Source organism: Lysobacter sp. TAF61 (assembly GCF_052113485.1).
In the GTDB taxonomy this organism is placed as follows: Bacteria; Pseudomonadota; Gammaproteobacteria; order Xanthomonadales; family Xanthomonadaceae; genus Lysobacter_J.
This window is the reverse complement of record NZ_JBFRDH010000002.1, coordinates 53,159-76,633: the sequence shown is the minus strand read 5'-3', so window position 1 is coordinate 76,633 and position 23,475 is coordinate 53,159. Positions and strand designations below refer to the sequence as shown.

23 protein-coding genes are annotated in these 23,475 nt (G+C 68.2%); 11 read left to right on the top strand and 12 right to left on the bottom strand.

Annotation, left to right across the window (positions count from 1 at the left end; translation table 11 throughout):
• Position 1: 1 nt before the first annotated feature.
• The 5 genes from AB4Y64_RS04800 to AB4Y64_RS04780 form a co-directional block, all read right to left on the bottom strand.
• Complete coding sequence (locus AB4Y64_RS04800; RefSeq protein WP_441815308.1) at positions 2-664, bottom strand: DUF481 domain-containing protein; 663 nt, start codon at positions 662-664, stop codon at positions 2-4.
• 88 nt (positions 665-752) lie between these two features.
• Positions 753-1,733 carry a dimethyl sulfoxide reductase anchor subunit family protein gene (locus AB4Y64_RS04795; RefSeq protein WP_441815307.1) on the bottom strand — a complete coding sequence of 327 codons (981 nt, stop codon included), beginning with the start codon at positions 1,731-1,733 and terminating at the stop codon, positions 753-755.
• A gap of 47 nt (positions 1,734-1,780) precedes the next feature.
• A complete protein-coding gene (locus tag AB4Y64_RS04790; RefSeq protein ID WP_441815306.1) occupies positions 1,781-2,572 on the bottom strand; it encodes a 4Fe-4S dicluster domain-containing protein in 792 nt (263 codons plus the stop codon).
• Positions 2,569-2,787 (bottom strand): hypothetical protein, encoded by a 219-nt coding sequence (locus tag AB4Y64_RS04785; protein WP_441815305.1) that lies wholly within the window; start codon positions 2,785-2,787, stop codon positions 2,569-2,571. Before AB4Y64_RS04785 ends, AB4Y64_RS04790 begins: the two co-directional genes overlap by 4 nt.
• Entirely contained in the window at positions 2,784-5,645 is a 2,862-nt protein-coding gene (locus AB4Y64_RS04780; RefSeq protein WP_441815304.1) for a molybdopterin oxidoreductase family protein, read from the bottom strand. The genes AB4Y64_RS04785 and AB4Y64_RS04780 overlap by 4 nt, the downstream gene beginning before the upstream one ends.
• A gap of 267 nt (positions 5,646-5,912) precedes the next feature.
• Between AB4Y64_RS04780 and AB4Y64_RS04775 the strand changes: the two genes are divergently transcribed.
• From AB4Y64_RS04775 to hslU, 11 genes are all read left to right on the top strand, one after another.
• A complete protein-coding gene (locus tag AB4Y64_RS04775) occupies positions 5,913-6,881 on the top strand; it encodes a helix-turn-helix transcriptional regulator (protein WP_441815303.1) in 969 nt (322 codons plus the stop codon).
• 100 nt (positions 6,882-6,981) lie between these two features.
• Positions 6,982-7,305 carry a hypothetical protein gene (locus AB4Y64_RS04770; protein WP_441815302.1) on the top strand — a complete coding sequence of 108 codons (324 nt, stop codon included), beginning with the start codon at positions 6,982-6,984 and terminating at the stop codon, positions 7,303-7,305.
• Between the two features lie 36 nt (positions 7,306-7,341).
• Positions 7,342-9,417, top strand: a complete 2,076-nt coding sequence (locus AB4Y64_RS04765) for a prolyl oligopeptidase family serine peptidase (RefSeq protein ID WP_441815301.1) — start codon at positions 7,342-7,344, stop codon at positions 9,415-9,417.
• Between the two features lie 75 nt (positions 9,418-9,492).
• Positions 9,493-11,601 (top strand): S9 family peptidase, encoded by a 2,109-nt coding sequence (locus AB4Y64_RS04760; RefSeq protein ID WP_441815300.1) that lies wholly within the window; start codon positions 9,493-9,495, stop codon positions 11,599-11,601.
• Positions 11,602-11,709: 108 nt separating this feature from the next.
• The gene (locus tag AB4Y64_RS04755; protein ID WP_441815299.1) at positions 11,710-12,120 is read left to right on the top strand and encodes a YbaN family protein; all 411 of its coding nucleotides are present in this window, start codon (positions 11,710-11,712) and stop codon (positions 12,118-12,120) included.
• Positions 12,121-12,173: 53 nt separating this feature from the next.
• On the top strand, positions 12,174-12,464 hold the full coding sequence (gene lptM, locus AB4Y64_RS04750) for an LPS translocon maturation chaperone LptM (RefSeq protein ID WP_441815298.1): 291 nt from the start codon (positions 12,174-12,176) through the stop codon (positions 12,462-12,464).
• Complete coding sequence (dapF, locus tag AB4Y64_RS04745) at positions 12,457-13,341, top strand: diaminopimelate epimerase (RefSeq protein WP_441815297.1); 885 nt, start codon at positions 12,457-12,459, stop codon at positions 13,339-13,341. Before lptM ends, dapF begins: the two co-directional genes overlap by 8 nt.
• The gene (locus AB4Y64_RS04740) at positions 13,338-14,009 is read left to right on the top strand and encodes a DUF484 family protein (RefSeq protein ID WP_441815296.1); all 672 of its coding nucleotides are present in this window, start codon (positions 13,338-13,340) and stop codon (positions 14,007-14,009) included. Before dapF ends, AB4Y64_RS04740 begins: the two co-directional genes overlap by 4 nt.
• A gap of 79 nt (positions 14,010-14,088) precedes the next feature.
• A complete protein-coding gene (xerC, locus tag AB4Y64_RS04735; RefSeq protein WP_441815295.1) occupies positions 14,089-15,003 on the top strand; it encodes a tyrosine recombinase XerC in 915 nt (304 codons plus the stop codon).
• Positions 15,004-15,097: 94 nt separating this feature from the next.
• On the top strand, positions 15,098-15,649 hold the full coding sequence (hslV, locus tag AB4Y64_RS04730) for an ATP-dependent protease subunit HslV (RefSeq protein WP_441815294.1): 552 nt from the start codon (positions 15,098-15,100) through the stop codon (positions 15,647-15,649).
• Between the two features lie 4 nt (positions 15,650-15,653).
• The gene (gene hslU / locus AB4Y64_RS04725; protein ID WP_441815293.1) at positions 15,654-17,045 is read left to right on the top strand and encodes an ATP-dependent protease ATPase subunit HslU; all 1,392 of its coding nucleotides are present in this window, start codon (positions 15,654-15,656) and stop codon (positions 17,043-17,045) included.
• A gap of 107 nt (positions 17,046-17,152) precedes the next feature.
• Here the strand turns inward: hslU and AB4Y64_RS04720 are convergent, their stop codons facing one another.
• The 7 genes from AB4Y64_RS04720 to AB4Y64_RS04690 form a co-directional block, all read right to left on the bottom strand.
• Positions 17,153-17,602 carry an OsmC family protein gene (locus AB4Y64_RS04720; protein ID WP_441815292.1) on the bottom strand — a complete coding sequence of 150 codons (450 nt, stop codon included), beginning with the start codon at positions 17,600-17,602 and terminating at the stop codon, positions 17,153-17,155.
• Between the two features lie 46 nt (positions 17,603-17,648).
• Positions 17,649-18,722, bottom strand: coding sequence for a hypothetical protein (locus tag AB4Y64_RS04715; RefSeq protein WP_441815291.1), 1,074 nt, complete (start codon positions 18,720-18,722; stop codon positions 17,649-17,651).
• A gap of 46 nt (positions 18,723-18,768) precedes the next feature.
• Positions 18,769-19,485: a helix-turn-helix domain-containing protein gene (locus AB4Y64_RS04710; protein ID WP_441815290.1), complete on the bottom strand. Its 717-nt coding sequence runs from the start codon at positions 19,483-19,485 to the stop codon at positions 18,769-18,771.
• A gap of 62 nt (positions 19,486-19,547) precedes the next feature.
• Entirely contained in the window at positions 19,548-20,003 is a 456-nt protein-coding gene (locus AB4Y64_RS04705; RefSeq protein WP_441815289.1) for a nucleoside deaminase, read from the bottom strand.
• A 63-nt stretch (positions 20,004-20,066) separates the two neighbouring features.
• Positions 20,067-20,543: a GNAT family N-acetyltransferase gene (locus AB4Y64_RS04700; RefSeq protein WP_441815288.1), complete on the bottom strand. Its 477-nt coding sequence runs from the start codon at positions 20,541-20,543 to the stop codon at positions 20,067-20,069.
• Between the two features lie 87 nt (positions 20,544-20,630).
• On the bottom strand, positions 20,631-21,764 hold the full coding sequence (locus tag AB4Y64_RS04695; RefSeq protein ID WP_441815287.1) for an HlyD family secretion protein: 1,134 nt from the start codon (positions 21,762-21,764) through the stop codon (positions 20,631-20,633).
• The gene (locus AB4Y64_RS04690; RefSeq protein ID WP_441815286.1) at positions 21,761-23,413 is read right to left on the bottom strand and encodes an MFS transporter; all 1,653 of its coding nucleotides are present in this window, start codon (positions 23,411-23,413) and stop codon (positions 21,761-21,763) included. The genes AB4Y64_RS04695 and AB4Y64_RS04690 overlap by 4 nt, the downstream gene beginning before the upstream one ends.
• Between the last annotated feature and the right edge of the window lie 62 nt (positions 23,414-23,475).

The window sequence follows — 23,475 nt, the reverse complement described above, 5'->3', positions numbered from 1 at the left end:
CTCAGAACCGCCGCCGCAGCTCCAGCTTGCTCTCGGCCGTTTCGCTGCCGCCACCGTTCTGCGTGTCGTGGCGGATCGCGAAGTCGCTTTGCAGCGTCCAGTTCGGCCACAGCGTCACGTCCAGGCTCAGCGATTGCTTGACGAAGGCCTCGCCACGGCCGCTCTCGAACTGCACGCGCTGTGTCCAGATCGCGCGCTCGCCGATCTTCTGGCCGAAGTTGAGCTCGCCGCGCAGCACCGGCCCGGCCTGGTTGATGCCGTCGTCATACAGCGGCGCCAGGCGGTAACCGGCGCCAAGGGTCAGGCCGAGCTGGGTCGGGCCATCGCGCATCGCCTGCACGCCGTAGCGCGTGCCGATGCGGAAATCGTTGGAGTAGTTGCCGCGGCTTTCGCGCGGTGTCGCCGGCGCGCTGAGCTGCGCATAGCGCTGGCTGCCGGGCAGTCGCACCGAGCGGGCGCGGGCGTTGGCCGGAGGCGGGGTGGGCGCGGAAGCCGACGTCGCCAGCTTCCATTCCTCGTCGCCGCAGCGCGTGGAAAAGCAGTACAGCCGCATCTGCGCCGGATCGCTCGCAATGGCGATCAGCGTCGGGTCGCCATTCAACGCTGGCGAGGGCAGGGTGAGGAGGGAGCCGCCCAGCAGGGCGAGCCCGAGCACACCAGGCATGACAGGGGCAGGCGGTGGTGAAGGGCCCGAATAATGCAGTGAAAGCGGTTACAGGTCCACCCGCACGGCCGCTTTGTGCGAATTGCGTTCAGTAATAGAGCGTGACCAGGTGCTTTGCCTGGGCAAAAAACAGCCAGCGCTCGACGAAGGCGCCCAGCAAGGCCGAAAGGGCTGCCAGCGGCAACGCAACCGGCGCCGATGCCGGCAATGCCCACACAAGCAGGGCCGCCATCACCGGCACCAGCCCGAACAGGACCAGCGCGATGGCGCGCAACTTGTGCGCATGCTTGCGCGCCACGACGAAGCCCATTTCGCGCGTCAGGTAGTTCTGCTCGCTGTGGGGGCGCTCGAACACGCTGACCTCGCGCCCCGGCAATCCGACCGCATCGCCGCGCGTTGCCGGCAATGGATCGCGGTCGATATCGCGCCAGTAGCGCAGCTTGATCGCCGCCAGCACCAGGCTGACCAGCCCGAGCGCCAACGCCAAGCCCGCCGCAGGCCAACCCAGCAGGGCGATAGCTGCAGCGACGATCGCAAGGCCGCCCTGCAACGCGAAGCCCAGGTACGCCGGCAGCACCAGTCCATGCCGCCAGGCGGGAATCGGCACGAGCGAGGCGTAGATCATCGCCGTGCAGGCAACGGTCAACACGGCCAGCGCCGCGGCCGCCCAGGCAAGCGCGGGGCCGGCCGAGGCAAATGCATCGCGGCCGGCGGGGTTGCCGAGCATCACTGCCAGCGTCAATCCCAGCAACGCCAGCGCCGGCACGTATGTCGCCAGCGAAAGCACGCCCTCGCGCGACAGCCAGGACGTGCGCCACTGCGAGAACGCGCGCCATGCCCGCATGGGTTTGCCAAGGTGGAACGTCGAACTGAGCAGGCCGATGGTGACCATCGCCAGTGCCAGCACCAGCAGCACGGCGAGCAGCATCAAGAAACCGCCCGCAGGTTCGCCAGCATCGACGCGGGTACCCAGCGGTGCGTCCGTCAGCAACGCGCCGATCAGCGCGAGTACGCCGTAGCCTGCGCCGGACAGCGTGGTAAAGAAGATGACGGAAAAGGCGGGATGCATCGTTCAGTTCTCTTTCGTCTCATTCATTTCCGGCGCGCCGCACGCCGTCATCGCGACAGCACGCGGTCGACCCAGCGCAGCAGCGGCGACAACGCGGCGGTGTCAACCGATTCGGTAGCTTCGACAGGTTCGGCCGGCGCCGGCACCGCCGGCTGCGTCTCGCCGGCGCGTCGCGGCCGCGGCGGCAGGTACTTGTTGACCGGCTGGTAGCCCAGCTGCGGCAACAGATCCAGGCCGCCACGTTCGGCCACCAGCTTCGACACGTTCGAATCCGGATCGCCAAGGTCGCCGAAGTGGCGTGCGCGGGTCGGGCAGGCCTGCACGCAGGCGGGCTGGCGCTCGGCCTCGGCCAGGTTCTCGTTATAGATGCGGTCGATGCACAGCGTGCATTTCTTCATCACGCCTTCGACCGGGCTGTACTCGCGCGCGCCGTAGGGGCAGGCCCAGGAGCACAGCTTGCAGCCGATGCACTTGTCCTCGTCGACCAGGACGATGCCATCTTCGGCGCGCTTGAAACTGGCGCCGGTCGGGCAGACGGTGACGCAGGCCGGTTGCTCGCAATGCAGGCACGAGCGCGGGAAGTGCAGGGTCATCGCCGGCAGCGGCGCCGCACTGCCGCACGAACCTGGCGCCGTTTCCGCCACTTCGTAGCTATGCACGCGGTTGAACCAGATGCCGCTCGGATCCTTGCCGTAGGGCTGTTCGTCGGTCAGCGGTGCAGAGAAGCCGCCGGTGTTCCATTCCTTGCAGCTCACCGCGCAGGCATGGCAGCCGACGCAGGTGTCGAGGTCGATCACCAGCCCCATCTTCTTCTTCGATGGCGGCGGCAACCCGGTCATCGCGGGCCATCCTTCAACAGCAGCCACACGCCGAGTACAAACAGCGCCAGCGAGAAGCTGGTGCTGGGCAGCAGGCCAATGAGGGTGGGCACCATCGAGGTCGATCCGGTCGGAGTGACGTACGGCAGTTCGAACACGCCAAAGCCCAACAGCACCACCAGCACGAAGCTGAGCAGGATGCAGCTCCAGCCGGCAACCAGACGCAATGCTTTCATCGGGACGGATTCCTGCGGAATTGCGCGCCGTAGCGCAGCGGTTTGTCGTCGGCCTGGCCAAGATCGAGCGGCGGGAACTGCGGCGCGCTGGCCGAAGTGTCCGCCACTGCCGCCGGAGCGATGCGCACGCGCAGATCGAACCAGGCGGCCTGTCCGGTCACCGGGTCGGCGTTGGCGTAGTCGCCGCGCGGCGTGATGTCGGAAATGAGGTGATTGAGCAGGAAGCCCTGGCGGCCCTCCGGCGCATCCTTGCCCAGGCGCCAGGCACCGCGGCGCTTGCCGATCGCGTTCCAGGTCCAGACCGTATCGGGCTGCACGTTGGCGGCGAACTTGGCCTGTACCGTGATCGTGCCGTTGTGCGAGGTCACGTCGATCCAGTCCTCGTCGGCGATGCCATGCCGCGCGCCGGTGTCCGGATGCATGTACATCCAGTTGCGCGTGGCGATCTGGCGCAGCCAGGCATTCTGCGAACCCCACGCGTGATACATGAACATCGGTCGTTGCGTGACGGCGCTGAGCGGAAACGCGTTGGCTTCGGCAGCGGCCACCTGCGCCCCTTCAAACGGCTCATACCAGATCGGCAGCGGATCGAAATACGTGGCCACCCGCTCGCGGTGTTCGTCAGGCGGCTGCGCACTGCCATGCCCTTGCGCTGCCAGGCGGAACTTCTGCAGCGTCTCCGAGTACAGCTGCAGGACGATGGGCTCCGCGTGACCGAGAAAGCCCATCCGCTGCGCCCAGTCGAGGTAGCCGCGGTTGGCCATCTTGAAGTAGCGCGCATCCTCGGGGATCTCGCTCCGCCAGAAACCGCCGTTGTCGATGTAGCGCTGCAACTGCTCCGGATTGGGCTGGCCCTTGGCTTCCAGTTCGCCGTCAGCGCCGCGCCAGCCGGCAAGCAGGCCCACGCCCGGCGCGCGCTCGTGGCGGGTGATGTAGTCGGCGTAGTCGTGATACCGGGCCGAGCCGTCCTCGTTGATCAGGCCAGGCAGGCCGAGCCGCGCGCCCAGATCGATCAGCACCGACTGGAACCCGCGCACGTCACGGCCCGGGCTCTGCTCGGCGGCGTCGAGAACCGGATGGCGGATCGCATCGGCGGCGCCGTCGGCATCGGAAATCGGCCGGTCGAGCAGGCTGATCGCGTCGAAGCGTTCCAGGTACGTGGTGTCGGGCAGGACCAGGTCGGCATAGGCGACCATTTCCGAGGCATAGGCATCGGCGTAGATGATGCGCGGGATGCGGTACTCGCCCGAGTCGTCCTTGTCGGTGAGCCACTGCATGGTCTGGGCGGTGTTCATCGCCGAATTCCAGCTCATGTTGGCCATGAACATCATCAGCGTGTCGATCCTGTACGGATCGCCGGCCCAGGCGTTGCGGATGACGGTGTGCATCATCCCGTGCGCGGACAGCGGGTAGGCCCACGAGAACGCGTGATCGATGCGGCGCGGCTGGCCGTTGCTGTCGACCACCAGGTCCTCGGGCGAATGCACGAAACCCAGCGGCGCGGCATCGAGCACGCCGTTGTCCTGGCGGCGCTTGCCGGGCCGGTTCGGCGGCGGAATCGGCTTCGGGAACGGCGGCTGGTAGCGGAACGAACCGGGTGTATCCACCGCGCCGAGCAGCAATTGCAGCAGGTGCAGGGCGCGGCAGGTGTGGAAGCCGTTGCTGTGCGCGCTGATGCCTCGCATCGCGTGCATCGCCACCGGGCGGCCGCGCATGGTGGCGTGCTTGCGGCCCCAGGCATCGGTCCAGGCGATCGGCAGTTCGATGGCTTGGTCGAACGCCGCCTCCGCCAGTTCGCGGGCGATGCGGCGAATGGTTTCCGCAGGGATGCCGCAGCGCTCGCTGACCGCATCGGGCGAGTACTGCGGGTCGAGGTAGCGTTCGGCGACCAGGTGGAAGACGGGGACGACGCGACGGCCGTCGGCCAGGGTGTACTCGCCAACCACCGCCGGCGAAATGCCGATGTCGTTGGCGTTAGCCTGCGCCCCCTGGCGATTCCAGCACAGCGCGTTGTCCTCGCCATCGCGCGCGAACAGACCATCATCGGCGCCGCCGGGATTGCGCACCACCAGCCAGTGCGCATTGGTGTAGCGCACCAGGTATTCCAGGTCGATGCGATCGGCCTTCAGCAACTCATGCGCGAGTGCGAACGCGAACAGCCCATCGGTGCCGGGACGGATGCCGATCCATTCGTCGGCGATCGCGCCGTAGCCCGAGCGCACTGGATTGACCGCGACGATCTTGGCGCCGCGCCCCTTCAACTGGCCAAGGCCGAGCTTGATCGGGTTGGAGTCGTGGTCTTCGGCCACGCCCCACATCATCAGGTAGCGGGTGTGCTCCCAGTCCGGCTCGCCGAACTCCCAGAAGCTGCCACCCAGCGAATACAGTCCGCCAGCGGCCATGTTGACCGAGCAGAAGCCGCCGTGGGCGGCGTAGTTGACCGTGCCGAACTGCTGCGCCCACCAGCCGGTCAGCGCCTGCGACTGGTCGCGGCCGGTGAAGAACGCCAGTTCGTCGGGATTGCGCGCGCGGATCGGCGCCAGCCACGAGGTGGCGATCTCCAGCGCCTCGTCCCATTCGATCTCGCGGAACTCGCCACTGCCGCGCTCGCCCACGCGCAGCAAGGGTTTGTCCAGCCGCGCCGGCGAGTAGTGCTGCATGATCCCGGCCGAACCCTTGGCGCACAGCACGCCGCGGTTGACCGGATGCTCGGGATTGCCCTGGATGTAGCGGATCTGGCCGTCGCGCAGCCACACCTTGATGCCGCAGCGGCACGCGCACATGTAGCACGTCGTGGTCTTGACCTCGTCGGCGGTCGCGGGTGACAGATCGATGGCTGGCTCTACGGGCGCGCGCATCCGGGCATTGTGCCTGCGACGGCGCAGGCAAGCGAACGCAACGACGCCGCTCACGCCGTTGCTGCGCTGCCGCACCCCGTCGCCCGGCAGCCGTATGGTCGCAGGGCAGTTAAGCGACGGTTACCGGAAAATGGCGCCCGCACGCCGTCGAAGGCCCGCCAGGCAGCCGCTACCTGCCTTGACGGCGGACCCGGTTGCGATGCGTCGAGGTGGCGGCAAGTGCGCCGGCAGTGCGATCCTTGGCCCTGATTCCCTGATGCCACGCCAATGGAACGCATCGAACGCATCCACTCCCTGCATCGCATTCTCAGCGCCTCACGCTACCCGGTCACGGTGCAGCGTCTGCAGGAAGACCTGGAGTGTTCGCGTGCCACGGTCTACCGCGACCTGGCCTACCTGCGCGACTACCTGATGGCGCCGGTGGTCGGAAACGGCGAGGCCGGCTTCCGCTACGACCACAGCGAAGGCGAGCGCTTCGAGCTGCCCGGCCTGTGGCTCAGTTCGGAGGAACTGCATTCGCTGCTCGCCGCGCAGCAACTGCTCGTGCGCAGCGGTGGTGGCGTGCTGTCGAATGCGCTGGCGCCGCTCCAGCACCGCATCGAGAAACTGCTCGACGAACACGCCGGCGGCCGCCGGGTGCCGGTCGAGCGCGTGCGCGTGATCCCGCACCGCACGCGCAGGCTCGACGAAACCTCGTTCCGGATCGTCGCCACGGCGGTGCTCGACCGCAAGCAACTGAGTTTCGAATACCGTGCCCGTTCCACCGACGAGCAGACCCGGCGCCTGGTCTCGCCGCAGCGCCTGACCCACTACCGCGAGAACTGGTACCTGGATGCCTGGGACCACAACCGCGAAGCGCTGCGCAGCTTTGCCGTGGACCGCATCAGCGCGGCAAAGCTGGGTGAGCAGGCGGCCCAGGACGTGGCGGACGAACAGCTCGACAGCCACCTGGCGTCCAGCTACGGCATTTTCTCGGGCACGCCCAAGGGCTGGGCGACGATCCTCTTCAGCCCCAAGGCCGCGCGCTGGGTCGCCGATGAGCATTGGCACTCGCAGCAGCAGGGCCGCTTCCTGCCCGACGGCCGCTACGAGCTCAAGGTGCCCTACAGCGCCGGCCGCGAACTGCTGATGGACGTGATGCATTACGGCAGCGACGCCGAGATCGTCGAACCACCGGTGCTGCGCGAACAGGCACGCGCCCTGCTGCAGCTGGCGCTGTCGAACTACGACCGCTGAGGGTCCGTCATTCCCGCCTTCGCGGGAATGACCGTGGACCGTCGCAGCCCGTGAGACCCCCCGCCAGCACGCTCGCTCCATCCACCCAGGAGCCAGCGCGATGAACCTGCCCAGAGACCTGCCCCGCCAGGACGCCGAGACAGCCGAACCCGGCCTCGAAGACCTGCTGCGCCATGCCGTCGCCATCGGCGCCGCCATCGTCGTGCTGCTGCCTGCCGCGCGTGGTTTCAGCGATACCCTTGGCTGGTTGCCGCTGTGGCTGCTGGCGATGCCGCTGAGCGCCTGGTGGGCGCTGCACCGCCTGCGCCGGTCGGCGCACGGAGAGGCCGCCGGGTCGCAGTCGCGAGTGCGCCGTCGCAGCGGCGAGCAAGCCCGGCGCCGGCGTTCGGCCAGCCCGCGCAGGAAGCATTCGCAGGCGGCCTGATCGGGCGTGCCCGCTGTGCTAGCGTTTGGCCCTTGATTGGCGGCCGTTGGCGCCGCCCCCAAGGAATCCCCCAACGTGTCCGAAGACCCCTACGCCTGGCTCGAGGAAGTCCAGGGCGAGCGAGCGCTGACCTGGGTCAGGCAGCACAACGCCCAGGCCGAAGCCGAGCTGACGACCACGCCGCATTTCAGGCAGCTCGAATCCGACATCCGCGCCATCCTCGATTCGGACGCCAAGATCCCGGGCGTGGAGAAGATCGGCGAGTACTACTACAACTTCTGGAAGGACCAGCAGCACGAGCGCGGCCTGTGGCGCCGCACCACGCTGGAGGAGTACCGCAAGGACAAGCCGGCGTGGGAAACCATCATCGACCTCGATGCGCTCAACAAGGCCGAGGGTGAGAACTGGGTCTGGCACGGCGCCGATTGCCTCAAGCCCCAGCGCCAGGGGGAAACGCCCGAGCGCTGCCTGATCGCGCTCTCGCGCGGCGGCGCCGACGCCAATGTCACCCGCGAGTTCGACCTGGCGACGAAGACGTGGGTCGAAGGCGGCTTCTTCCGCCCCGAGGCCAAGGGAGGCCTGCAGTGGATCGATCGCGACACCGTATATGTGTTCAGCGATTTCGGCGCGGGCTCGATGACCAGCTCCGGCTACCCGCGCATCGTCAAGGAATGGAAGCGCGGCACGCCGCTGGAGCAGGCGCGCCTGGTCTACGAAGGCCAGGTGAGCGACCTCTACATCGCCGCCACGCACGACCACACCCCGGGTTTCGCCCGCGACTTCGTCAGCCGCACGCTGGCCTTCTACAACGACGAACTCTTTCTGCGCGATGCCGACGGCAAGCTGCGCATGGTGGAGGCGCCGAATTCGGCCAGCAAGTCGGTCCATCGCGACTGGCTGCTGCTGGAACTGCGCGACCCTTACAGCACGGGCGGCCAGACCTACGCCGCGGGCAGCCTGATCGCCACGCGTTTCGACGATTTCATGGCCGGCAAGCGCGATTTCACCGTGCTGTTCGCGCCGGGGGAAAGCACCTCGCTGGCCGGCTTCAACTGGACCCGCCATCACCTGGTGCTCAACGTCCTCGACGACGTCAAGAACCGCCTCAGCGTGCTCACCCCCGGCGACGATGGCGCCTGGAAGCACGGCGAGTTCATCGGGGCACCGGCCTTCGGCACGCTCGCCGTTTCCGCGGTCGATGAAGACGAGAGCGATGCCGTGTGGCTGACCGCCACCGACTACCTGACCCCGACCACGCTGTCGCTGGCGCAGGTGGGCGAGCGTCCGCAGGTGCTCAAGACCATGCCGGTGTTCTTCGACGGCTCCGGCGACCTGATCGAACAGCACTTCGCCACGTCGAAGGACGGCACCCGGGTGCCGTACTTCCTGGTGCGGCCGAAGGATCTGGAGCTCGACAGCAAGGCGCCGACCCTGCTGTACGGCTATGGCGGCTTCGAGATCTCGTTGACCCCGGCCTATTCGGGCAGCGTCGGCAAGGGCTGGCTGGAGAAGCGCGGCGTGTATGCCGTCGCCAACATCCGCGGCGGCGGCGAGTACGGGCCGCGCTGGCACCAGGCCGCGCTCAAGGCCAAGCGCCACAAGGCCTACGAGGACTTCGCCGCGGTCGCGCAGGACCTGGTCGCGCGCAGGATCACCTCGAAGCAGCACCTGGGCATTCAGGGCGGCAGCAACGGCGGCCTGCTCACCGGCAACATGCTGACTCAATACCCGGACCTGTTCGGCGCCGTCGTGGTGCAGGTGCCGCTGCTCGACATGAAGCGCTACAGCCACCTGCTGGCCGGTGCGTCGTGGATGGCCGAATACGGTGATCCCGACAGCGCCGACTGGGATTACATCCGCAGCTTCTCGCCGTATCACCTGTTCGATGCCGGGCGCGAGTACCCGCCGGTGATCTTCATGACCTCCACCCGCGACGACCGCGTCCATCCGGGCCATGCCCGCAAGATGGCGGCGAAGATGCTCGACGCGGGCAAGGACGTGCGTTACTACGAGAACATCGAAGGCGGCCACGGCGGTTCGGCCAACAATGCCCAGGCCGCGCACATGAGCGCGCTGGCGTTCACCTTTCTGTGGAATGAGTTGAGCAAGTGACGCCCCCGTTGTCCCGAGCGTAAACGGACCCAATCTATGAACCCGACCTCCCTCCTGCTTTCGGCCGTCCTGACCATGACCCTCTCCACCCCCACCATCGCCGCGACCGCCGCCACACCGCCAGACGCCACCAGGAAGCCGCACGTGGTCAAGGCGCCGTTCGGCGCGCAGCGCGACGACGAGTACTACTGGTTGCGCGACGACAAGCGCAAGAATCCGGAGATGCTGGCGTACCTCAATGCCGAGAACGCCTACGCCGACACCCTGATGGCGCCGCTCAAGCCGCTGGAGAACAAGCTGTACGAGGAAATTGTCAGCCGCATCAAGCAGGACGACAGCTCGGTGCCGTACCACGAGCGCGGTTTCTACTACTACAGCCGCTTCGAAACCGGCCAGGACTATCCGATCCATGCCCGCCGCAGCGGCAGCATGGACGCGCCCGAGCAGGTGCTGCTCGACGTCAACGCGATGGCCAAGGACAAGGACTACTTCAGCGTCGGCGACTGGGAAGTCAGCCAGGACAACCAGATCCTGGCCTGGGCCGATGACGCCGTCGGCCGCCGCCAGTACACGATCCGCTTCAAGAACCTCGCCACCGGCGAGGCCTATGCCGACGAGATCCCCGGCGTGTCGCCCAACATCGTCTGGGCCGACGACAACCGCACCCTGTTCTACGTCGAGAACGATCCGGAAACCCTGCTCACCGTGCGCGTGAAGAAGCACGTGCTCGGCACGCCGGCATCGAAGGACGTGCTGGTGTACGAGGAGAAGGACGACAGCTTCTACATGGGCATCGACCGCTCGCGAGACGACAAGTACATCTGCATCGGCGTCGAGAGCACGGTGTCGAGCGAGATGCGCTGCGCACCGGCCGCCAAGCCCGACCAGTTCGTCGTGCTGGCGCCGCGCGAACGCGACGTCGAGTACCAGGCCGACCATCTCGATGGCCGCTGGGTGATCCGTACCAATGCCCCGGGTGCGGATGGCAAGCCCGCCGCCAACTTCAAGCTGGTCACCGCGCCCAGCGATGCGACCTCGCGCAAGCAGTGGAAGGACTGGGTGCCGCATCGCGACGATGTCTTCGTCGAGGGCTTCGAGCTGTTCGACGGCTTCACCGCCGTGGCCGAGCGTTCCGACGGCCTCGAGCGCCTGCGCCTGCTCAAGAAGGACGGCAAGGAAGAGTTCGTGAAAGCCGACGAGCCGGCCTACGCGATGGGCCTGTCGGTCAACTCCGAGCACGACACGCCGTGGCTGCGCTACAGCTACACCTCGCTGACCACCCCGGGCACCACGTACGAAGTCAACGTCGAAACCGGTGAGCGCAAACTGCTCAAGCGCGATCCGGTGCTCGGCTACGACCCGGAGAAGTACGTCACCGAGCGCGTCTGGGCGACCGCTCGCGACGGTGTCAAGGTGCCGGTGTCGCTGGTCTACAGGAAGGGCTTCGAGAAGAACGGCAAGGCGGCGATGCTGCAGTACGCCTATGGCAGCTACGGCAGCTCGACCGACCCGCGCTTCAACGGCCCGGTGGTGAGCCTGCTCGACCGCGGCATGGTCTATGCGATCGCGCACATCCGCGGCGGCCAGGAAATGGGCCGCAAGTGGTACGACGAAGGCAAGCTGTTCCACAAGAAGAACACCTTCACCGACTTCATCGACGTCACCGACGACCTGGTCAAGCAGGGCTATGCAGCCAAGGACCGCGTCGCCGCCTACGGCGGCAGCGCCGGCGGCCTGCTGATGGGCGCGATCGGCAACATGGCCCCGGAACGCTACCGCGTGATCCTGTCGCAGGTGCCATTCGTCGACGTGGTCACCACCATGCTCGACCCGACCATCCCGCTGACCACCAACGAATACGACGAGTGGGGCAACCCGGAAAAGAAGGAGTACTACGACTACATGCTGTCGTACTCGCCGTACGACAACCTCACGGCCCAGGCCTATCCGGCGATGTTCGTCGGCACCGGCCTGTGGGACTCGCAGGTGCAGTACTGGGAGCCGGCGAAGTACATCGCGCGCCTGCGCGACCTCGACGCCGGCAAGCAGCCGATCGTGTTCCGCACCAACATGGACGCCGGCCACGGTGGCAAGTCGGGCCGCTTCCGCCGCTACCGCGAGCTGTCGGAGATGTACGCGTTCATGCTCGACCAGCTCGGCCTGGCGGGCACCACCCAGCAATAACCGTCACCGTCATCCCCGCGCAGGCGGGGATCCATGGACGTTGCTCTTCCGGGCGCCCATCGCGTCCATGGATTCCCGCCGGCGCGGGAATGACGGACAGAAATCCCCATGTCCAGACCTTCCCCCAACCCTTCCACGCCCCCCAGCCGCTGGCGCTGGGCCTGGTGGCTGCTGGCTTATGCCAGCCTGGGCCTGGGCGTGATCGGCATAGTCGTACCCGGCCTGCCGACCGTGCCGTTCGTGCTGCTGTCTGCGTTCGCCGCCGCGCGCGGTTCGCAGCGGCTGCACGACAAGCTGCTGGCGCACCCGCAGTTCGGGCCGATGATCCGCGACTGGCAGGCGCACGGCGCGGTCAGCCGCCGCGCCAAATGGCTGGCGGTGACGATGATGTCGGCCTGTGCGGTGATCATGTTCCTGACCGCACCGCGCTGGTGGATGGCGGCGACCGGGGCGGCCATCATGACGGTCGTCGCACTCTGGCTGTGGGCGCGGCCGGAGCCCCCGCCGCCCCCGCGATGACAGCCCGGCCCGGCCACGTCGAATCGTTCATCGCCGCGGGCTACACTGCGGCCATGAACGCACGTCCTGCCGCACGACTGATCCTCATCGCGCTGTCCCTGGTCGCGCTGCCGCTGGCCCTGGCCAGCTGTGGCAACAAGGGCCCGCTGATCCTGCCGCCCAAGTCGATCCCGGTCGACCCGTCGACCCTGCCGCCGCGGCAGCCGGTCGACGCGCCCGCACCGGCCACCGAAGCGCCGGCCAACCAGGTCCCGGCCACGGACGCCGAGGACATCGACGGCAAGAAGAAGGACACCGCCGTACCGACCCCCGTTCCCGCGCCGGCCGGCAATGGCAATGGCTGAGCCAGTGCACCCGCGCAAGCCGGTGCGGTTCAGCAAGATGCAGGGCGCCGGCAACGACTTCGTCGTGCTGGATCTTCGGCAAGACGACCTGCGCGGCACTTCGCCGGCACCCGATGCGGACCTGTGCAGGTCACTGGCCGACCGCCACTTCGGTGTCGGTTGCGACCAGATCCTCACCGTCGAGGATGCGCACGGCAGCGATGCCGTCGCCCGTTACCGCATCTGGAACGCCGACGGCTCGTCCTCGCAGCAGTGCGGCAACGGCGCGCGCTGCATTGCCGCCTGGCTGGTGCGCGACGCGCAGGCACGCGGCAAGGCGCTGCCTGCCGACTTCCTGCTCGACAGTCCGGTCGGCACGCACGCGGTGACGCAGCTCGGCGAAGGCCGCTACCGGATCGTCATGGGCACGCCGCGCTTCGCCCCGGCGAGCATCCCGCTGCACGGCTTTGCCGGTGCGCAGGACGAGTACGTCGTCGAGCAGAACGATTCGGTGTTCACCTTCGGCGCGGTGTCGATGGGCAACCCGCACGCGGTGATCGAGGTCGAGAATGTCCAGGCCGCACCGGTCGAAACCGTTGCGCCGGTATTGCAGTCGCATGCCGCGTTTCCGGAATCGGTCAACGTCGGTTTCGCCCAGGTCGAGTCGCGCAAGCGCATCCGCCTGCGCGTGTACGAGCGCGGCGTCGGCGAAACTCTGGCCTGCGGCAGTGGCGCCTGTGCCGCGGCGGCAGTGCTGATGCGCCGTGGCCGTGTCGATCGCGACGTCACCGTGGCCCTGCCGGGTGGCGAGCTGCAGATTTCCTGGCCGGCCGACGACGTGCCGCTGACGATGTCCGGGCCGACCGCATTCGTGTTCGAAGGGGAGTGGAACCAATGAACGAGACCCAGGAAAAGTTGGGCGCGCACGAAGTGGCAGCCTGGCTGCGCCGGCATCCGCGTTTCCTGCAGCAGTTCCCCGACCTGGCAGTGACCCTGGTGGTGCCGCGCGAGGAAGGCTCGGCGGCGTCGCTGGCCAGCTACCAGCTGGAAGTGCTGCGCGACAAGAACCGCGAACTGTCGCGGCGCCTGCAGGAGCTGTTCGGCAACGCCCAGGAGAACGAGCGCCTGTCGGTGCGCACGCACCAGCTCACGCTGGCGCTGATGCGCCAGGGCAGCGCAGCCGACACGCTGCGGGCGATGGCGGCGAGCCTGGCCGAAGACTTCAACGGCGACCTGGTGCGGCTGGTGATGTTCAAACCGGTTGACGGCGTCGGCGACGTCGATTGGCTGCAGGTCGTCGCGCAGGACGACGCGCGCCTGCAACCGTTCCGCGATTGCCTCGGCGACGGCGAACCGCTGTGCGGCCGCCTGCAGCCGGAGAAGCATGCATTGCTCTACGGCATGCGTGCCGAGGAAGTGCAGTCGACTGCGTTGCTGCCGCTGCCGGGCGTGGGCATGGTCGCCGTCGGCAGCCGCGATGCGAACCGCTTCTTCCCCGGCATGGGCACGCTGTTCCTGCGGATGATGGGCGAGTCGCTGGTGACGGCGCTGAAGCGCTTCGACTGACGATGAAAGCAATGCGCCCCGCGTTTCTCCTTCCCTTTCGCGCAGCGAAGGGGAGGGCCGGGGAGGGGTGCTCCTGCGCATGAGCACGACAAAGCCCAACGTGCAGCCTGCTGCGCCCGACCCCACCGTCGAGCAATACCTCGCCCACCTCCAGGTCGAGCGGCGCATGTCCGCGCACACGCTCGATGCCTACCGGCGTGACCTGCTGGCGCTGGCGCAATGGGCGCAATCGCAATCGACCGACGTTACCGCGCTGCATGCCGAGCAGGTGCGCGCATTCGTCGCTTCCGAACATCGCCGCGGCCTGTCGCCAAAGAGCCTGCAACGACGGCTGTCGGCCTGCCGAAGTTTCTTCGCCTGGCTGGTCCGCCAGGGCCGCCTGAGCGCGAGTCCCGCCGCGGCGATCCGTTCACCGAAAGCACCGCGCAAGCTGCCGCAGGTGCTCGACCCCGACGAGGCCAAGGCGCTGGTGGAAGTGCCCACCGACGCGCCGCTGGGCCTGCGCGATCGCGCGTTGCTCGAACTGTTCTATTCCTCCGGTCTGCGCCTGTCGGAACTGTGCGGCCTGCGCTGGCGCGACATCGACCTGGCCGATGCGCTGGTGAATGTGCTGGGCAAGGGAAGCAAACAGCGCAGCGTGCCGGTGGGCCGGCATGCGCGCGCGGCGCTGCAGGAGTGGCGGGGATCCACCGGCGCTGCGAACGATGCGCCGGTGTTTCCCGGACGCGGCGGCGGCCCGATCACCCCGCGCGCGGTGCAGCTGCGCCTGCGTCAGCTGGCGCAGCGGCAGGGGCTGTTCAAGCGCGTGCATCCGCATCTGCTGCGGCATTCGTTTGCCAGCCACATCCTGGAATCGTCCGGCGACCTGCGTGGCGTTCAGGAGCTGCTCGGCCACGCCGACATCGCCACCACGCAGATCTATACGCACCTGGATTACCAGCACCTGGCGAAGGTCTACGACGCAGCGCACCCGCGGGCGAAGCGGAAGCCTTAAGGCATTCCCCTCTCCCTCGGCGCCTGCGGCGGCCTGTCCTTGAAAAGCCGCACCGCCCGACCCCATCTCGTTCCGGTCCCCCCCGGAGGTCCCCATGGACCCGAGCCAGAATCCCAACGTCTTCCACGCCACCACCATCGTCTCGGTGCGTCGCGATGGCCGCGTCGCCGTCGCCGGCGATGGCCAGGTCACCCTCGGCCACACCGTGATGAAGGCCAATGCCCGCAAGGTCCGCCGCCTCGGCCGCGATAGCCAGGTGCTGGCCGGTTTCGCCGGCGCCGCCGCCGACGCCTTCACCCTGTTCGAACTGTTCGAAGCCAAGCTCGAGAAGCACGGCCAGCTCGCACGCGCCGCGGTCGAGCTGGCCAAGGACTGGCGCACCGAGCGCCGCCTGGGCAAGCTCGAAGCGCTGCTCGCCGTGGCCGATCGCGACACCTCGCTGATCATCAGCGGCACCGGCGACGTGATCGAGCCGGAGGACGGCATCATCGCCATTGGCTCGGGCGGCATGTACGCCTTGTCGGCCGCGCGCGCGCTGATCGCCCACACCCAGCTCGACGCCCGCACGATTGCCACCGAGGCGATCAACATCGCCGGCGACGTGTGCATCTATACCAATCGCAACGTTGTCGTCGAAGAGCTGTAAACCCATGCCCATCAAGCCCGATACCAGCCACGCCACCATGACTCCGCGCGAGATCGTGCAGGAGCTCGACCGCCACATCGTCGGCCAGCACGCGGCCAAGCGCGCGGTCGCCATTGCCCTGCGCAACCGCTGGCGGCGCATGCAGCTCGACGACGAGCTGCGCAACGAAGTCATGCCGAAGAACATCCTGATGATCGGCCCCACCGGCGTCGGCAAGACCGAGATCGCGCGGCGACTGGCCACGCTCGCCAACGCGCCGTTCGTGAAGGTCGAAGCGACGCGCTTCACCGAAGTCGGCTACGTCGGCAAGGACGTCGAGCAGATCATCCGCGACCTCGCCGACACGGCGGTCAAGCTCTACCGCGAGCAGGCCAAGCAGAAGGTCCGCACCCAGGCCGAGGAACGCGCCGAGGAGCGCATCCTCGACGCGCTGCTGCCGCGTCGCGCCGGTGCCGCCAGTTCCGCATTCGGATTCAACGCCGCCGAAGCGGCCAGGGACGAGCCGTCGTCGCAGGACAACGAGACCCGCGCCAAGCTGCGCAAGCAGCTGCGTGCGGGCGCCCTCGACGACCGCGAGATCGAGATCGAAACCGCGGTCAACGTCGGTGTCGACATCATGGCGCCGCCGGGCATGGAGGAAATGGGCCAGCAGCTGCGGCAGATGTTCTCGCAGGTCGCCGGTGCCAAGACCCACAAGAAGACCATGGCGATCCGCACCGCCCGTGCACAGCTGACCGAGGACGAGGCCGGCAAGCTCGTCAACGAGGACGATGTGCGCGAGGCCGCGATCGAAGCCTGCGAACAGCATGGCATCGTCTTTATCGACGAGATCGACAAGGTCGCCAAGCGGGGAGAATCCGGCATGACCGGCGGCGATGTGAGCCGCGAAGGCGTGCAGCGCGACCTGTTGCCGCTGGTCGAAGGGTCGACCGTGAGCACCAAGTACGGCCCGGTCAAGACCGACCACATCCTGTTCATTGCTTCCGGCGCGTTCCACCTGGCCAAGCCGAGCGATCTGATTCCGGAGCTGCAGGGCCGTTTCCCGATCCGCGTCGAACTGACCGCGCTGAGCAAGGACGACTTCGTCCGCATCCTGACCGAACCCAAGGCGGCGCTGGTGACGCAGTACGTGGAGCTGCTCAAGACCGAGGGCGTGGCGGTGCAGTTCGGCGCCGATGCGGTGGATCGCCTGGCCGAGATCGCGGCACTGGTGAACGAGCGCCAGGAGAACATCGGCGCGCGGCGCCTGCATACGGTGCTGGAGCGGTTGCTCGATACGTTGAGCTACGAGGCGCCGGACCGTGGCGGGCAGGCGATCACGATCGACCGCGCTTACGTGGACTCGCACCTGGGCGAGCTGGTGAAGGATCCGGATCTGAGCCGGTACATCCTGTGACATGAGCCCCTCTCCCGCTGCGCGGGAGAGGGTTGGGGTGAGGGCAGCAGCGCCCTCATCCGGTCCTTCGGACCACCTTCTCCCGCGAGGGGGAGAAGGGCACAGCGCTAGCGCGCCTCCACCGTCACCCCGGTCTTCACCGAATTGGCGATGAAACAATTGCGATGCGCCGACTCGTGCAATTTCGTCAGCGCCTCCGCATCCGGCCCCTTGCCGGCCGCAAACACGATCCGCGGCCGCAGCACGACGCGCGTCACCGCCAGCCGGCCTTCGCCGTTCTTTTCCAGCGTGCCGACGGCTTCATCGTGGTAGTCGTCGACCACCCAACCCTTCTTCACCGCGATCGCCAGCAGCGTCAGCATGTGGCATGACGACAGCGCCGCGACCAGGGCTTCTTCCGGATCCACGCCTTGCGGGCTGCCAAGGTATTCCGGTGCGGCCGAGCCGGTGATGCGCTGGCCACCGTCGAATGCCCATTCGTGGTCGCGCGGATAGCCTTCATTGCCGAACGGCTGGTCGTTGCGCAGCCAGTGGATCGAAGCACGATGCTCGGACATGGACGGCTCCGGTCTGGGGGGAGCCGTCACGATGCCATGGCCGTGGTTACTTCGCGACCGCGGTGGAGGCCGCCCTGGCCTTGCGCTGGCGGGTGTCTTCCAGCAGCTGGTCGCGCGCCGCCACCTGCAGCTCGTCGATGCTGACCGCATCGGGCGACTTGCCCAGGCGCGTGGTCAGGTCGGCGACGACGCGCTTGTTGGCATAGGTATGCGGCGAGCTCATGTCGTCGCTCTGCGCGGTGATCATCCAGCCCAGGCGCTTGGCGCTGACCTCGCGACCCTGTGCCAGTTCGACCAGCTTGGCGCGATATTCCAACTCCCACGGGGCCAGGCCCGGGAATGCGTTCTGGTCGGCGAAGTGCTGGGTTTCGTGGCCGAGGAAGACGACCCGGAACGCTTCGCTGTCGAGGCCTTCGGTGTAGCTGGGCACGACCGCGAACAGCGCCTTGTCGGTTGCCCAGCCGCCGGCCGAGCCGCGTTCGCAGCGGCCGTAGGCGGTCCAGCCGCGGCTGGCGAAATCATCGAGCAGTTCGACCTGGACCTTGTACGGACCATCGGGCAACTGGACATCGAACATGCGAGTGTCCTGCTTGCGCCAGACCATCAGCTCGCGCAGCGGCGGAGTGCGGCCGAGCTGGGCGTGATAGCCGTGCTGCTCCAGCTGGGCCTGCAGGAACGGTTCGATCTCGTCCATGCTGGTGGCCTTGGCCGCGCGCGCACCCAGGCGCTTGTGCAGCTTGGCCAGCAGCGCCGCTTCCTGCGCGTCGCGCTGTGCCGGCGCCGCCATCGAACGCCACCAGTAATCCTGGTAGTCGTCGAGCACGCCGCGCAGGTAGGGATCGTCGATGCCGGCCGTGGTCAGCACCGGCTTCTTCGCCTGGTACTGCCCGAGCATGCAGGCGCGGTAGTCCGCGTCCTTGCCGAGGAACCCGGCGGCAGGCGCCGCTTCCAGCGCCGCCAGGGCACGGGCGCTGTCGCCTTGCAGGATGCCATTGGTGGATTCGGCAATCGCGGCGATCGCGGTCTTGCTGCTGGCCGGCGCGTCGGCGGCGGTGGCCGGGAGGGCCGCGGCGAGGGCCACGGTCAGCGCGGCCGAAGTCAGGAAAGAAGTGAGCGTCATCTGGGGCTTCCATTCGGGGGTGGCGGTCGCAGTGCCGCCTTCACCCCTATTGCAGCCGAAGGACGGCCGAGCGGTCTTGAACGGATTTGATCTGTCCGCGCAGCCGCCCCGGGGTGGTGCCGGTGGCCAGCCGCAGGGTCCGGTTCAGATGGCTCTGGTCGCTGAAGCCGGCGGCCGCGGCGACTTCCGCCAGCGGGGCCTCGCCGCCGAGCAGGGCCAGCGCCTGGCGGCAGCGCAGCTCGCGCCGCAGCAGCTGCGGCGGCATCCCGTGCGAACGCAGGAAGCTGCGCGAAGCATGGGCGAGCGATACCCCGGCACGGCGCGCCAGCACCGACACCGGCAGGTCGCCGTGCTCGAGCTCGTGCAGGAATGCCGGCTGCCAGTCGTGCAGCGCGGGCGCCTGTGCCGGCGTGCAGGCCCGCAGCAGGTCATCGAGATGATGATGTGCGCGGGCGAACACCGCGCCCGCCTCGACCAGGTCGGCTACCCGCAGCACGCGCAACGCCAGCCCGCCGGCGCCGACGGCGAAGTCGCCGCCCAGTTCGAGGTTGATCACCTTGGCGCCGGTGCGGCCGAAGCGGTTGCCGTGGGCATGCCAGCGCGGATGCAGCACCAGCGTGCCCGGCGTGCATTCCACCGGGCCATCGGCGCTGGCTTCGACATGGCTGCCATCGAGCACCAGCGCGGCGTACGCGCCGTCGTGGCGATGCGTGCGCAGCGTGTCGCCGGCGCCGTGGCGGGTTTCGTACTCGTGGGCGGGCATGGCGGCATCCTGCGCGATGGCGGCGGCGGGGGCATCGGACGGAAGTCACGAATGCCGCCGGGTCAATCCTCGCCGATGTCCTCGTTCCACACCTCGGGGTGCCCGGCGATGTACTCGCCGAGCATGTCGATGCATTCGCCGTCGTTGAGGTCGACCACCTCGACGCCGTTCTCGCGCAGCCAGTCGATGCCGCCGCGGAAGTTCACCGATTCGCCGACCACCACCGTGCCGATGTTGAACTGCCGCACCAGGCCGCTGCAGTACCAGCACGGCGCCAGCGTGGTGACCATGATGGTGTCGCGGTAGCGGCGCTGGCGCCCGGCCTTGCGGAAGGCGTCGGTTTCGCCGTGCACAGACGGATCGCCTTCCTGGATGCGGCGGTTGTGGCCGCAGCCGAGCAGGCTGCCATTGCGGTGGTAAAGCGCCGCGCCAATCGGGATGCCGCCCTCGGCCAGGCCCTGGCGGGCCTCGGCGACGGCGGCGGCGAGCAGCGCGCGGTAGTCGGGCGTGGTGATCATGCGGGCACCTGTGCGGTTCGGCCGCAGTCTGCCGCGATCGCGATGCCACGTCGATAGCGCGGCTCAGCCGTGGGCGCGGCGCAGCATGTCGACGTGGGGGATGCCGTCGTCGAGGTAGGGTTCCGATGACGGCACGAAGCCGTGCCTGCCGTAGAACGCCTGCAGGTGCGCCTGCGCGCCAATCTGGATGTCGGCGCCGGGCCAGCGCGCCTGGATCTGTTGCAGCGCGGCATGCAGCATCGGCTCGCCGAGTCCGCGGCCGCGATGGGCCGGCGCGGTCAGGACGCGGCCGAAGCTGACCTGCGGATAGCTCAGGCCCGCCGGCAGGATCCGCAGGTAGGCCGCCAGCTCGCCGTTGTCGGCGTAGCCGAGCAGGTGGACCGCGTCCGGGTGGCGGTCCTTGCCGTCGGGGTCCAGATAGACGCAGTTCTGCTCGATCACGAACACTTCCGAGCGCAGCTTCAGCAACGCATACAGGGTGTCGATGTCGAGCTCGCGAAAGTGCCGGGCCTGCCAGTGGATCGTCGGGTGGTCGCTCATGTCGACATGATGCCAGCGGCGACGCGCGCGGTCCTCACGCGCTGAGCCGTCGCGCGCTCAATTGTCACGCGCTCAATTGCCACGTGCTCAATTGCCACGCTGCGCCGACGTATCGATGTCGACCACCACCGACATGCCCGGCCGCAACCGCGCGGCCGCTTCCTGGCCGCGGTCGATGGACACCTTGACCGGGATTCGCTGGGCGATCTTGACGAAGTTGCCGGTGGCGTTGTCGGCCGGCAGCACGCTGAACTCCGAACCTGCCGCGGGCGAAATCTCCAGCACGCGGCCGGTCAGGCGCTGCCCGCCGAGCGCATCGACGCTGAAGCGCGCCGGCTGGCCGATGCGCATGTGCTGCATCTGCGTTTCCTTGTAGTTCGCCACCACCCACAGGATGCCCGGCACCAGCGCCATCAACTGCGTGCCGTTGGTGACGTAGGCGCCCTGGCGAACCGTGACCTGGCCGAGCTGGCCGTCGCGCGGCGCGTCGATGCGGGTGTGGTCGAGGTTGATCTGGGCCAGCTTGACCGCGGCTTCGGCGCCGGCCACCGCCGCCTCCAGCGCGGCGCGGTTGACGCTGACGCTGCGCACGCTCTGTTCGGCCGCCTCCACCGCCGCGCGCGACTGGCTCAGCCCGGCCACCGCCTGGGCGTTGGCGGCGTAGGCGTTGTCGAGGTCCTGCGCCGACAGCAGTTGCTGGCCGGCCAGGCTGTCGGTGCGCCGCAGCGTCGCCGCGGTGCGGACATGCACGGCATTGTTGCTGGCGACCGTCGCGCGGGTCTGCGCCACGTTGGCCTGCGCGCTGCGTAACTGCTGCGTCCAGTTGGCGAGATTTGCCCGCGCCGCCTGCAACTGCGCACTGGCCTGGTCGACCTGCTGCCGGTACAGGCGGTCGTCGATCTGCACCAGCAGTTCGCCCTTGCGCACGTGCTGGAAATCGCGCACCGGCACATGTGTGACGTAGCCGCTCACCTGCGGGCTGATCACGGTGACCAGGCCACGTACGTAGGCGTTCTCGGTGCTCTGCACCGGCGTGCGGAACGGTGGCAGGTGCCAGGCATAGAGCACCACCAGTGCGCCACCGATCGCCACCGCGGCAAAGGCCGCGATCTGCCAGCGCGGGCGCGGCGGCAACGTGGGCGGCGCGGCCGGCGCCGGTTGCGGCGGCGCGGTGGCGGGTGTGGGCGCGGACGGAGGCGGCGGAGGCGAGGGTGTGCTCATGGCGTCGATGCCGCGGTTGCGTGGGCGGCCGCAAGGCGTTCGCGTCGGGCCTGCAGGCGCGCCCGGGTCGCGACGATGGTCAGCCAGATCATGGTCATCAGCGCGAGGGCGGCGATGGCGAAGTAGACATCGTTATAGGCAAGCACATTGGCTTCGCGTGAAGCCGCCACGCCCAGCTCGCGCACGCCCAGGGCGCTGCGCAGGGCCGGGTCGGTGACGGTCTGCCCGTAGGTGCCGGCGCCGGACTGGATGCGCGCGGCCACCTGCGGGTCGAGCAGGGTCAGGTTCTGCACCAGCTGGCTGGAGTGGAACTTCTCGCGCATCACCTGGAACGTGCCCAGGAACGCCGAACCGAACAGCGCGCCGACGTTCTGGGTGATGCTGAACATCACGAAGAAACTGATCAGGTTGCGCGGCTGCGCGATCACGCTGCCGACGCCGGCGATCAGCGCCGGTGCGAGGAAGTAGGTGCTGCCAAATCCGATCAGGAACTGGCTGACCATCAGCTGCGGTGGCCGCGTGAGGTTGTTGGAATAGGCATCCATCAGCGCGCCGATCATGATGCAGGTCAATGCGATCAGCGCCGGCACGCGGGTCAGCACGGGCTTGACCGTCATCGCGCTGGTGGCGATGCCGATCAGGCAGCCCAGCAACACCACGGTGAACAAGCCGCGCATCTGCTCGTTGGTCAGGCCCATCGCCTGCAGGAAGCCGACCGCGCCGACGCTCTGCTCCGACAACGCCATCCGCAGCAGGATGATCGCGATGCCCAGGCGCAGCATCAGGCCGCTGCTGAGCCAGCGCGTGTTGATCAGCGGGTTGGCGCGGAAGTGCTCCACAGCGATGCCGGCCACCACCAGCACGATGGATCCGGCCAGGCACCAGCCGATCCACGGCGCCTCCCGCCACCACACGGTCCTCCCCAGCGACAGCACCGCGCAGAGCAGGGCCATGCCGACCGACAGCAGGGTGATGGACAGCGCGTCGAGCCGTTCGAAGACCTTGTAGCGGTCGCCGGGCGGCAGTCGCAACAGCAGCACCGCGCCCAGCGACAGCAACGCCAGGCCGAGTTCGAACAGATACAGGCCGCGCCACTCGCCGAATTCGAGCAGGTCCGGCGAGATCACCCGCGCGATCGGCGCGCCGATCTGGCTCAGGCCGATGCCGATCGCCAATGCGCGAAGCCGATGCTGCGCCGGCAGCGCCTGGATCATGTAGAAGATGCCCAGCGTGGTCAGCGCCGCGCCGACGATGCCGTGCGCGGCGCGCACCGCGATTGCCGAGCCCAGGCCGTGCACGAACAGGTGTCCGAACGTCACCAGCGCATACAGCACCAGGCTGATCTCGGTGAACAGCCGCAGGCCGTACTGCTGGCGGAACTTGATCAGGATGAGGTTGGCCGAGACGTTGGTCATCACGTACGCGGCCGGCAGCCATGCGATCTCCACCGCGGTCACGCCGAGCGAGCCCTGCAACTGCAGCTGGTTGGTGACGACCATGGCGTTGCCCAGGCTGCCGGTGATGGCGACCAGCGCGCCGACCAGCCCGAACGACCAGCGCAGCCAGGTCGGGTGCAGCGGGGTCGAGGGCGAGCCCGGAAACTGCGGCCGCTCGTGCGGCAGCCATTCCCGGGGCGCAACCTGGCTCATCGCGGTTCTCCCTCCAGGCTTGGGTCGGGGCCGGGGCCGGGCGCTGGGGCGACCCCGGAATT

Bases quoted from the DNA above. Each gene is read 5' to 3' on its own strand.
- AB4Y64_RS04800 (WP_441815308.1), bottom strand. From the start codon at position 664: ATGCCTGGTGTGCTCGGGCTCGCCCTGCTGGGCGGCTCCCTCCTCACC.
- AB4Y64_RS04795 (WP_441815307.1), bottom strand. From the start codon at position 1,733: ATGCATCCCGCCTTTTCCGTCATCTTCTTTACCACGCTGTCCGGCGCA.
- AB4Y64_RS04790 (WP_441815306.1), bottom strand. From the start codon at position 2,572: ATGACCGGGTTGCCGCCGCCATCGAAGAAGAAGATGGGGCTGGTGATC.
- AB4Y64_RS04785 (WP_441815305.1), bottom strand. From the start codon at position 2,787: ATGAAAGCATTGCGTCTGGTTGCCGGCTGGAGCTGCATCCTGCTCAGC.
- AB4Y64_RS04780 (WP_441815304.1), bottom strand. From the start codon at position 5,645: ATGCGCGCGCCCGTAGAGCCAGCCATCGATCTGTCACCCGCGACCGCC.
- AB4Y64_RS04775 (WP_441815303.1), top strand. From the start codon at position 5,913: ATGGAACGCATCGAACGCATCCACTCCCTGCATCGCATTCTCAGCGCC.
- AB4Y64_RS04770 (WP_441815302.1), top strand. From the start codon at position 6,982: ATGAACCTGCCCAGAGACCTGCCCCGCCAGGACGCCGAGACAGCCGAA.
- AB4Y64_RS04760 (WP_441815300.1), top strand. From the start codon at position 9,493: ATGACCCTCTCCACCCCCACCATCGCCGCGACCGCCGCCACACCGCCA.
- AB4Y64_RS04755 (WP_441815299.1), top strand. From the start codon at position 11,710: ATGTCCAGACCTTCCCCCAACCCTTCCACGCCCCCCAGCCGCTGGCGC.
- lptM (WP_441815298.1), top strand. From the start codon at position 12,174: ATGAACGCACGTCCTGCCGCACGACTGATCCTCATCGCGCTGTCCCTG.
- dapF (WP_441815297.1), top strand. From the start codon at position 12,457: ATGGCTGAGCCAGTGCACCCGCGCAAGCCGGTGCGGTTCAGCAAGATG.
- AB4Y64_RS04740 (WP_441815296.1), top strand. From the start codon at position 13,338: ATGAACGAGACCCAGGAAAAGTTGGGCGCGCACGAAGTGGCAGCCTGG.
- xerC (WP_441815295.1), top strand. From the start codon at position 14,089: ATGAGCACGACAAAGCCCAACGTGCAGCCTGCTGCGCCCGACCCCACC.
- hslV (WP_441815294.1), top strand. From the start codon at position 15,098: ATGGACCCGAGCCAGAATCCCAACGTCTTCCACGCCACCACCATCGTC.
- hslU (WP_441815293.1), top strand. From the start codon at position 15,654: ATGCCCATCAAGCCCGATACCAGCCACGCCACCATGACTCCGCGCGAG.
- AB4Y64_RS04720 (WP_441815292.1), bottom strand. From the start codon at position 17,602: ATGTCCGAGCATCGTGCTTCGATCCACTGGCTGCGCAACGACCAGCCG.
- AB4Y64_RS04715 (WP_441815291.1), bottom strand. From the start codon at position 18,722: ATGACGCTCACTTCTTTCCTGACTTCGGCCGCGCTGACCGTGGCCCTC.
- AB4Y64_RS04710 (WP_441815290.1), bottom strand. From the start codon at position 19,485: ATGCCCGCCCACGAGTACGAAACCCGCCACGGCGCCGGCGACACGCTG.
- AB4Y64_RS04705 (WP_441815289.1), bottom strand. From the start codon at position 20,003: ATGATCACCACGCCCGACTACCGCGCGCTGCTCGCCGCCGCCGTCGCC.
- AB4Y64_RS04700 (WP_441815288.1), bottom strand. From the start codon at position 20,543: ATGAGCGACCACCCGACGATCCACTGGCAGGCCCGGCACTTTCGCGAG.
- AB4Y64_RS04695 (WP_441815287.1), bottom strand. From the start codon at position 21,764: ATGAGCACACCCTCGCCTCCGCCGCCTCCGTCCGCGCCCACACCCGCC.
- AB4Y64_RS04690 (WP_441815286.1), bottom strand. From the start codon at position 23,413: ATGAGCCAGGTTGCGCCCCGGGAATGGCTGCCGCACGAGCGGCCGCAG.